Here is an 812-nt window from a genome sequence, read left to right on the forward strand (position 1 = left end):
CACCAACCCCACCTGCACCGAAACAATCCCCACCTGCGCATACCGCGTCCGATCCAACCCCCCACCCACACCCCCGAACAACACATCCAACAAAGGCACATCCAAATGCCCCACCAACAACTCCGCACACTCATCCAACGCAGCCCGAAACACCGGCTCCGTCACATACAAACCCCGCCCCATACCCACATACTGCGAACCCTGACCCGTGAACATGAACACATTCGGAACCGCAACACCCCCCTTACGAGAAACAGCGGCCCGACCCCCCACCACATCCCGCAAACCAGCCACCACCGCACCCGAATCAACACCAGCCACCACCGCACGAAAACGATGCCCCGCACGACCCACATTCGCCGAGAAAGCGAAATCCCCCAACACCTCAGCAGAAGCACCCACCAACTCACCCGCATACACACCCGCCAGCGACTTCAGCGCCGACTCATCAGCCCCACTCACCCGCACCACAAACGAATCCTGAACCGGCACCTCACGCATCGACGGAACAGGAGGCTCCTCGACGATCACATGGGCATTTACGCCACCCATGCCGAACGCGCTCACCGCCGCCCGACGGGGCTCACCGTCGCGCGGCCACTCCACCGCACGGTCCGCCAGATAGAACGGAGTCTCCTCGAAGCGAATGTGGTCATTCGGCCGCACCACGTGCAGTGACGGTGGAACCATCCCGTGCTCCATCGCGAGGAGCACCTTCACCAGGCCCGCGAGCCCCGCCGCCGGCTCCAGATGACCGACATTCCCCTTCAACGAACCGATCGCGCAGAACTGCGACCTGTCCGTCACCCCAC

The 812-nt window shown here is 62.9% G+C and carries 1 protein-coding gene; it reads right to left on the minus strand.

What is annotated here, in order from left to right; translation table 11 throughout:
• The coding region (locus tag ADK55_RS16555) for an acyltransferase domain-containing protein (RefSeq protein ID WP_159041418.1) at positions 1-812 on the minus strand (812 nt) is incomplete at both ends.

It is taken from the genome of Streptomyces sp. WM4235 (assembly GCF_001279725.1).
Classification (GTDB): Bacteria; Actinomycetota; Actinomycetes; order Streptomycetales; family Streptomycetaceae; genus Streptomyces.